The sequence below is a fragment of the Devosia sp. genome (assembly GCF_017307565.1).
Lineage (GTDB): Bacteria > Pseudomonadota > Alphaproteobacteria > Rhizobiales > Devosiaceae > Devosia.
Genome location: NZ_JAFKHD010000193.1, coordinates 1 through 9,644 on the forward strand (window position 1 = coordinate 1; position 9,644 = coordinate 9,644).

General features: G+C 64.4%; 5 protein-coding genes. 4 read left to right on the forward strand and 1 reads right to left on the reverse strand.

Going from position 1 to position 9,644, the window contains the following annotated elements:
* Window positions 1-1,181, forward strand: a 1,181-nt coding sequence (locus J0I64_RS05805) for an MFS transporter (protein WP_291406665.1), incomplete at its 5' end; no start/stop codon positions are given.
* Between the two features lie 153 nt (window positions 1,182-1,334).
* Here the strand turns inward: J0I64_RS05805 and J0I64_RS05810 are convergent.
* Window positions 1,335-6,881 (reverse strand): hypothetical protein, encoded by a 5,547-nt coding sequence (locus J0I64_RS05810; protein ID WP_291406666.1) that lies wholly within the window; start codon window positions 6,879-6,881, stop codon window positions 1,335-1,337.
* A 354-nt stretch (window positions 6,882-7,235) separates the two neighbouring features.
* Here J0I64_RS05810 and J0I64_RS05815 point away from each other — a divergent pair, with 354 nt between their 5' ends.
* The 3 genes from J0I64_RS05815 to J0I64_RS05825 all read left to right on the forward strand — a co-directional run.
* Window positions 7,236-7,631, forward strand: a complete 396-nt coding sequence (locus tag J0I64_RS05815) for an Hpt domain-containing protein (RefSeq protein WP_291406667.1) — start codon at window positions 7,236-7,238, stop codon at window positions 7,629-7,631.
* Between the two features lie 232 nt (window positions 7,632-7,863).
* Entirely contained in the window at window positions 7,864-8,613 is a 750-nt protein-coding gene (locus tag J0I64_RS05820; protein ID WP_291406668.1) for a nucleotidyltransferase domain-containing protein, read from the forward strand.
* A gap of 99 nt (window positions 8,614-8,712) precedes the next feature.
* On the forward strand, window positions 8,713-9,644 hold a 932-nt coding region (locus J0I64_RS05825; protein WP_291406669.1), incomplete at its 3' end, for a GTP-binding protein.

Consider the following 9,644-nt stretch of genomic DNA (forward strand, 5'->3'; position numbering starts at 1 on the left):
GCCAGGGTCTTGCCGGCCGCGTGACGCACGAAGTGCGCACATCGGCCTTTTATGCGCGCTTTTTCACTGGGCGCGGCGCTGCCGTCATGTTTCTTCCCATCTGGCTTTCGGAAAAGGGCATTACGCCCGACCAGATCGGCATCATCAATGCCGCCCCGATCGTCGTTATCCTGCTGTTCAACCTTGTGATCGGCCGCGTTGCCGACCGCGCCAGGGATTGGCGGCAGGTGATCGTCATCGGCGCGCTGATCGGCGGCATCGTGCCGATCGGGCTGTTCTTCGTGAACGAGTTCTGGGGCATCCTGCTGTTCTGGACGCTGGTCTGTCTTCCGAGTGGCGCGGTCGGGCCGGTGCTCGATGCCGCCACCATGCGACTGGCGCGGCGAAACGGCACCGATTTCGGCGTCATGCGGGCGTGGGGCACGGTCGGCTATATGCTGTTCAATGGCCTGACCGGTTATCTCGTCGTGTGGTTTGGCGCCGGGGTCTTCGTGCCGCTCTTTGTGGGTCTCGCAATCCTGCGAGCGCTGGTGGCGCTGCAATTGCCGGCGTTCCGCGCGCCGGCAGAGCAGCCGACCATTGCCGCGGCCGCAACCAAGGCTGCGGGTAGTTTGCGCGATGTGGCAAAGCCGTGGTTCATTCTGCCGCTCTTTGGCTTCTGCATGGTCTATGCCACGCACCTTGTGCTGAACGCCTTCGGGTCGTTGCTGTGGAAACAGCAGGGCATTCCGGAGGACATCATTGGGCCGCTGATCGCTCTCGGCTCCGCCTCGGAAGCCACGATGATGTTTCTCTGGAAACGGTTTGGGGGCAAGATTTCCGCTCGCACGGTGATGATGATTGCCGCGGGTGCTTCCGTGCTGCGCTGGTCGATCATGGCATTCGAGCCCGGTGTGCCACTGCTCATCGCGCTGCAGATGACCCACGGCATTACCTTTGCCATCGGCTATCTCGGCTGTGTGCATTTCATTGCCAACTGGACCAGCGAGGATATCGCCGCGGAGACGCAGAGCCTCTTCGTCGTTGGCCAGCAATTGCTCGCCGTGGTGGCGGTTATCGGCTTTGGCTGGTTGGTGCAGGATCTTGGTCCGCAGGCCTATCTTGTCGCCGCAGGTATGGCCTTTGTCGGTGGGTTCTGTGTGTGGATATCGCTGAGGATGCGACCGGCGAAGGCGAGTTGAGAGGCCGACCAGGCGGTCGCCAGTCACTAGCCCATAAGGCGCGGCGTGTCTGATCAACGGTGAGGGCTAGCGCCAAAGCAGGCTTCTCAACGTTCTTCTACCCAAACAAAAAAGCCCCGGATCGCTCCGGGGCTTTTTGTTCTTGGGCCTTGGCTATCCGCTCAGGCGGCCGCTGGCGTGGGCGAGGGTCGTGTAGACCTTACCGCGGTCGGAGAGCAGGTATTCGCGGGTTTCGGCAGCGGGGCGCGGGCCGGCGGCGGCGCGCTTAAGCAGCTGCTCGAAATCGCTCATATAGGCCTGGGCGGTGCGGGCGAAATCCGGATCGCGCTGCAGGCGCTTGCGGACTTCGTCATAGGTGCCCTGGCCGGTCAGCGAATAGATGCGGCGCGAGAAGACGTTGGATTCGCCGGCCTGATAACGGGCCCAGGCATCTGCCAGGGCGTTGTCGTCGATAGCGTTGGCGATTTCCTCGGTCAGCGTCGAGAGGCCCTGGGTCGGCTGGCCGGCCTGGCTGGCCGAAGCGTTGCGCAGCACGTCGCGGAGCCAGCCACCACCTTCACCGGCCTCTGCTTCCTGGCGCTGCGGCTGGGGGGCGGCAGGGCGGGCAGCGGGGGCTGGCTGGGGCTGCTGAACAGGCGCAGGGGTCGGCTGGACCTGAGCGGCGGGACGGGCCGGAGCGCGGACCGGTTCAGCGGGACGCGGTGCGGTGCGGATCGGATCGACCAGGGTCTGCGCGGCAGGCTCGGGGCGATAGGCTTCCGGTTCCGGCTGGCGCGGCGGCTGATAGGGAGCCGGTTCGGGCTGACGCGGAGCAGCGGTAGCGCGCGGCTGGTTGCCACGGCGGTCGGTGAGGTCGTGGGTGGCCGGCTGGCCGCGCACGATGGCGTTGAGTTCGCTGAGCGCTTCGATCTGCTCGGCCACGACGCGGCGCATTGCTGCGGCGCTGGCGCGGGTTTCTTCGGGCAGTTCGCTGACGCCGCGGGCGAGTTCGGCGCGGGTGGCTTCAAGCTCGTGGCCGACTTCGCGGGCCGTTTCACGCATGGCGCGGGCCGTGTCGGAGAAGCGCTGGGTGGCTTCTTCGACGGCCTGCTGCATTTCGCTAACCAGGCGGCGCTGGGCTTCCTGGAGGGCGGCATTGGTGCGGCGGCTTTCGCCATCGGCGGCTTCGCGGAAATCGCCGAGACGGGTCGAGACTTCCTCGGTGGTCGTATCGAGCGACTGGCGGAAGGCGCTGGTCGACTGATCGATCGCCTGGCGAAGCTGGCCGGTGTTCGACGCGATGGTGTTGCGCACCGAGCTGGTCGAGTCCGAAATGGTGTCGGCCAGGGAGCTGGTGGTCGAGGTCAGGACATCGGTCACGCTGCCAGCGGTCGAGGCAAGCAGGTCGCTGACGCGGTTGGCATTGTCTTCGAGGTTGGCATTGACCTGCTCGGACTGCGCGGCGAGGGCGGCGCGGACCGAGGACGAGGTTTGGCTGAGGGCGGCTGCGGCAGCTTCGGCAGCGCGCTGTACGGCGTTGTCGACCTGTGCCGAGCGCTCGTTGAGGGTCGAGGTGAACCGCTCATTGGTAACGTAGAGGGCGTCGTTGACGCTGCTCGTAGCGTTGGTGAGGGCTTCGTTGACCGTGTTGCTGGTCGAGGCCAGCGCTTCGTCCATGGCGCGGCGAGCGGCAATCATGCGGCGTTCGGTGTCGTTGACCGTATCGGCAATCGACTGGGCGAACATGCGCATGCGGCCATCGATATCGTCGGCACGGGTCGCGAAGCTGGCGGCGAGAGAATCCATCGCACCACGGCGTTCTTCGAGCGATTCCAACGCGTTGGAGCTGGTTGCGTCAAGGGCGCGCGAGGCCTGGGACATGCTGACCACTTCGAGGTCGAGCTTGCCGAGGATACCGGCGAATTCGTCGACCATGGCACCGATCGTGTGCTGCAGGGCGCCGACATGGCGGCTGACCATCGCACCGGCTTCCTCGGTCTGGCCCATGGCGTCGCGCATGGTGCCGGCATAGCTCGCGGTCTGCTGGGCAATCGAGGTTTCGAGCGTCGCCAGGTTGGTCGTCGAGGCGTCGAGAACGCGCTGCAGCAGCAGGTTGGAGTCGTTGAGCTTGTTGAGGGCGGAGGTGACGTCGGTGAGGATCCGGCTCGAAGAGACGGACATGATTTCCTCGGCGTCGCGGGCATTGCCGGCAAGGGCTTCGCGCAGCAGGTTGCCGTGACCGCGGAGAGCCGACTGCAGTTCGCCCGACTTCTGATCGACCAGCGAAGCGAATTCGCTCGTGTGCGTTTCGACCGAGCGGTTGATCTCGCTGAGGCGGCTTTCGATGGAGTCGACGGTCTGGACCGCGCGGACCGAGACGATCTCGTCGATGGAACCGGCAGCGATGCGGATCTGGTCGAGGGCGGAGCGGACGGCCGAGTCCATGCGGTTGGCCGTGGCGGTGACATCGTCCGAGATCGCGTGGGTCGCGGCGGTGATACGGGTCGAGATGGTTTCCTCGATCCGGTCGGCGCCGGCTTCGAGATCGGCCATCGACTGGGTGATCGAGGTGTTGATCGAGGCGTTGAGGGCGGCGAGGCGCTCGGCAGTGATGTCGGCGCGGGCCGTGATGGCCTCGGGCAGGGTGCCGAGGCGCTTGTCGACCAGGTCGACCATCGACTGGCGGGCGGCATCGACGCCGGCTTCCACGATCTGGGTCGCCTTGCGCACGTTCTCGTCGAAGCTGGCGCTGGCCGCGTCGATACGGGCGGTGACGCCGGTCTGGGCTTCGTCGACGCGCGACAGAGCCGAGTTCAGGTTTTCGGTCATCGCCGTGCCGATTTCGGCAACCTTGCCAGCAACGGTCGAGGACATCTCGCCAAGGCGGCTCGACATGGTTTCGGTGACGTTGCGCAGCGAAGCGTCGACCGATTCACGCGCGGCGGCGCTGTGCTGGTCAAGCGTCTGGGCGAGTTCGGCAGTATGCAGGCCGATGGTTTCGCCCATCGAGGCGGTCTGGGTGGACAGGGTGTCCGCCAGGGCCTGGGTACGGGCGGCGAGGGCGCTCGAGAGCTGGCTGGTGCGGGTGCCGACGGTCGAGGCCAGTTCCTGCGTGCGGGCGTCGAGGGCCTCGGTGAGCTCGCCGGTGTGGCGCTCGAAGGAGGCGTTGAGCTCGCTGGTGCGGGTGTCGAGCGCGCCGGCCATGGCAGCCGTACGGGCTTCGAGGGCACCGGTCATTGCCGAAGTGCGTGCATCGAGATCGGACACGAAGCGGCCCGAACGTTCTTCGATCGCGGCGGCAAACTGGGTCTGCTTCTCGTCGAGCGTCGCGGCGAGCGTTTGGGTGCGCTCTTCGAGTTGACCCGAGAGGGCGCCGGTGCGGCTTTCGATTTCGAGCGACAGCGTATTGGTACGCTCGGACAGAGTATCGGCAAGGCGCTGGGTGCGGCCCGCAATGGCCTGGTCGAAGGCCTGGGTGCTGGTGGTGAGCGTCTGGCCCAGTTCCTCGGAGCGAACGCGGATGGCTTCGCTGATTTCGCTGCCGCGGCCGGCAAGCGTCTGTTCGATGGCTTCGGCACCGGAAGAGATGGCCTGGGCGATTTCGCCGACGCGACCTTCGAGGTTGAGGTCGATGGTCTGAGCGTAGGAGTCGAGACGGTTGGCCAACTCGTGCGAACGGTTGTCCAGAACGCCGTCGAGACGCGCCGTGCGGCTGTCGAGGTCGGCGTTGAGCGTCTCTGAGTGAATATCGAGGCGGCTCGAGAGCTGCGCGGAGCGGCTGGCCAGAACTTCGTCGATGCGGCCGGTGCGGCTATCGAGATCGACGTTTAGGGTCTCGGCATAGGCATCGAGACGGCTGGCGAGCTGTTCCGAACGGCCGGAGAGCACGCTGTCGATGCGGCCGGTCTGGCTGTCGAGCGATTCCGACAGGGTCTCGGCATAGGTGTCGAGGCGTTCGGAGATTTCGCGGGTGCGGTTGGTCAGGCTCTCGGTGATCGCCGCGGCCTTGGCGCCGATGACGTCGTTCATTTCGCGCGTGCGTTCACTGACGATGTCGTTGAAGCGGCCGGACTCTTCGTTGAGCGCCATTTCGAGGACATTGGCGCGGGTCGCAAAGCTGGAGCCGTGCTGGTCGAGACGGTTGATGAGCTGATCGCCCTTGTCGCCGATGACGCTGTCGAGGGCGGTCAGGCGCTGGTCGAGCATGCCGGTGATTTCGCCGAGGCGCGCGTCGAACTGACCGAGCGAATCCTGACCGGCGGTCGAAACGGTGATGCGGGCGCGTTCAGCAGTGTCGTCGAGTGCGCCATTGATTTCGATCAGGGCGGACTGAAGACGGCTTTCCAGCGAGTTGAGCTGGATAGAGACCGATTCATCGAGCTGGCGCGACAGGGCGCCAAGCATCGACTCGGCCTCGCGGGCACGACCGGAGACGTCGTCGCCGATGCGGGTGCCCAGATATTCGAGAGCCTTGGTGACAATGTCGCCGTGCTCGCCCAGCTGGTCGACCAGCTTGGTGCCGCTGATGGCGAGCAGGTTCGCCAGGGCGTCGGTCTTGTCCTCGATCGAGGTCGTGAGCATGACGGTCTGGCTATCGAGCGTATTGCCGATGCTGCCGGCGCGGCTGTCGAGGGCCTCGGTGAGGGTGTCGATGTGACGTTCGATGGCAGCAGTGAAAGCCGCGGTGCGGCTGTCGAAATTGCTGGTGACGCGATTGGTGCTGTCTTCCACGACCCCGGCGGTGCGGTCCGCTGTGCTTTCGAGAGCCGCGAGGAAGTCGGTGGTGCGGTTGTCCATCAGCTGGGCGAAATTCTCCGAGCGTTCGGAGAAGGCCGCGTTGAGAGCATCGCCGCCGCTTTCGAGGGCGCGCGAGAGATTGCCGCCGCTTTCGGTGATGGTGCCGGCAATGCGCTGGCTGATCATGTCGAGATCGAAGACGAGACCGGTATGGCTTTCAGTGATCGCTTCGCGCACGCGCTCGGTATTGGTCAGCACGCTTTCGCGCTGGCTGGCGAGTTCGGCAATGAGCGCGCGCATGCGCGATTCATTGTCGGAATAGGTGCGTTCGAGCGCGGTGACCTCGTTGTGGATCATCACTTCGAGCTCGCCGGCGCGCGACAGGGCGCGCTCAAGGCCATCGCCCAGGGCGTTGACTTCACGGCGCACGGCCTGGCCCACCGAGGCGACCTTGTCGGCAGCGGTCACTTCGGGTTCAGCCAGGCGAATGGCGGCCTGGGTGATCGAGGACGCAGCGTTGCGCAGGTCCTGCGCGCGACGGATCAGGGTGGCGACGGCAAAGAAGCCGAGGACGGGCAGGGCGATGATCGCGACAAGCGCGATGAACTCAATGGTGCCAGCGAACTGACCGATATTGGCCATTTCCGGGCCATAGCGCAGCACGGCAACCGTGCCGGCGACAGCAACCCAGAGAATGGAGAGAATGGTGGCCAGCCAGGTGGGGGTCGCGGACGAGTGGTTCTGCAGACCATGGAGAAGGCGCGCGGACGAGGCGCGATCATCATTGGCCACAGCACCGGCCTGCTGCGCGATCTTGTCGGCAGTGCGGAGACGTTCGGAGCGCGGCTGGGCCGGCTCAGGCTTCTTTTCGGCCTTTGGTCGGCTGGACGGGTCGAGGCTGAACACCGACTCTTTAAGCGCGTCTTCTACGGCCGAAAAGGCCAACGCTGCCGGATCGTTCTGGGTGTTCTGATTATTGGCCATACTCTCTACAACTCTCGCGTCCGCACTCTAGCGACAAAGCGGGCTTCTGGAAGAGACTAGCCCCGACCCGTTTAACGGGCCGTGGTCAAATCGGAACAATTCGATGCAAATGCACCGCCCGTTCCCGAACCTTCCGCCGCCGCACGCTGGCTCACTATTCACTATTACATTCAATTTGATGCAAACCGAACAATTTCCTACCGAAAGGTTAATTTGCCGTGGAAACCGGCGCTCATGAACAGCCAAACAAAGGCAAAGTTGCGGCTTAACAGCCTGTTCATGAGGTGCCTCTACGCTCAGGAGCGATAATATGCGTGGTCGCCTCCGGGCGGCCGGTAGTAGACGGAGCGTTAGATGGCCCCCGGCAGCCAGGCTGTAAAAGCGGAACTCGTATCGGACAACCGGACACGGACCATGCGGCCGGTCGATTTGGTACACTTGGCCAAGCAGTGCCTGGGCGATGAAGCGCTAGAACTCGAAGTGCTTCGCCTCTTCGATACGACGATCCGCGACTACTATGGCCGGCTGAAACTCGCCACGAACGCGGAAGACGTGGCGCTGCTGCTGCACTCGATCAAGGGCGCCTCGGGCGGTGTTGGTGCATGGGCGATTTCTGACCTTGCCAAGGCCATCGAGCAGGAGGTGCGCGATGGCTTGCCCCTGACCCAGGAGCGCATCGACGATCTCGGCCTTGTGGTCGGGGATGTTCGCGACTTTATCGGCCGCATGGTGGCCGACGAGGTGATCTGACCTCAAAGGGTCGGCCCGTTGATTTCATCGAGGCCCTGGGCTAGCGTTTCCGACATGGCCAAGTTTGTCGCAATGATGACCCGCATTTCCATGACCACCACCGACAAGGTGGGGGGCAGAGTGCGTACGGGCTGAATTTTCGACCATAGCCAGCACCCAACCCCGCCGGAAACGCGCGGGGTTTTTCATGCCCGCCGTGTCCGCCGCATAGACCGCAGCAAGGACCGCGCAATTGTCGCCTTACCAAGCCAACCTCCTCGCCAACCAGGCACTCGCCGTGGCGGCCGATCTTCTCCACGAGCGTTTCATCGGCGCCCGTTTTGCCCTGGTCGCAGGCTCGATCATGCGAGGCGAGGGCACGACGGGCTCTGACATCGATCTCATCGTGGTCTATCCGGCGCTGGAGCGGGCGCGGCGGGAGGCCTTTTGTGCCGGGGGCTTTCCAGTGGAGGCTTTTGTCTACGACGAGGAGAGCCTTGCGCCGTTTCTTACCAATGATGTCGAGCATGGCCGACCAGTGCTGTTGAGCATGATCGCGGAAGGTCGCCTCGTTGGCTCTGACATTGCCGGTGCGCGGGAATTGCGCGAACGGGCACAGGCGCTGTTGGCCAAAGGTCCGGCGCCGTTGGCGGGCGAGCGATTGCAGCTTCTCCGCTACCAGATCAGCGATCTGCTGGAAGACCTGCGCGGCGCGCGTCCCGCGGCCGAGCTTCGGGCGATTGCGCTGGCACTCTATCCCAAGCTTGCCGACCTCATGCTGCTCGGGCGCGGCGAATGGACTGGCGCAGGCAAGTGGCTGCCGCGACGGCTGGCCGCCGTTGCGCCGGAGCTCGGGCGGTCGTTCGAGGCTGCTTTCGATGCGGCGCTTGGTGGAGACACCGATCCGCTCGCCGCGTTAGGCCGTGCGGAACTTGATCTTCATGGCGGCCCGCTGTTCGATGGCTTCGTGCAATTGGGGCCGCTCAAGACCAGCCATGCATAGCGCGCGTTTGACCGCGCGGTTGTCAGATTCTATAGAGCGCCCATATGAAGTCGATGATCGCGGTGCCAATGCGCCGGCGACACAGCACCAGCAGATTCCATGTCCCTGTCCACTGCCGCCGAGGCTAGCCCCCGGTCACATATCGAACCGTTCCGCACCCGCCGTACGTTTGCGATCATTTCGCACCCTGACGCCGGCAAGACCACGCTGACCGAACGGCTGCTGTCGGCCGCGGGCGCCATCCAGCAGGCCGGCGCCGTGCGCGGCAAGTCGGGGCAGCGGTCGACGCGCTCGGACTGGATGGAAATGGAGCAGCAACGCGGCATTTCCATTTCGTCCTCGGTGATGACCTTCGAGTTCGACGGGCTCACCATGAACCTGCTCGATACCCCGGGCCACTCGGACTTTTCCGAAGATACCTATCGCACGCTGACGGCAGTCGACGCCGCCATCATGGTGATCGACTCTGCCAAGGGCATCGAAGCGCAGACGCTGAAACTGTTCGAAGTCTGCCGCCTGCGCGACATTCCGATCATCACCTTTATCAACAAGGTTGACCGCGAGGGTCTGGCGCCGCTGGACCTGATCGACGAAATCCAGGGCAAACTGGCTCTCGATCTGACCCCGGTGCTTTGGCCGATCGGGCAGGGTGTCGATTTCAAGGGCTATATCGACCTGCTCGAAAAGCGCGTCGTTACCCCGCAGGGCAAGACGCTGGCCGAATTCGACAAGATCGACGACCTGCTCGAAGTCGAGAGCCTGGTGGATGATCCGGTCTTCATGACCGCGCTCGAAACCCTGGAACTGGCGCGCGCTATGCTGCCCGAGTTCGACCTGAAAGTTTTCCACGAAGGACATATGAGCCCGGTGCTATTCGGCTCGGCGCTGAAGGGGATCAGCGTGGCGGAACTGCTGCGCACGCTCGGCGATTGGGGCCCGGAACCGCGGCCGCAACCGGCTCTGCCGGCGCCGATTTCGCCCGATGACAAGAAGGTGTCGGGTTATGTGTTCAAGGTGCAGGCGAACATGGA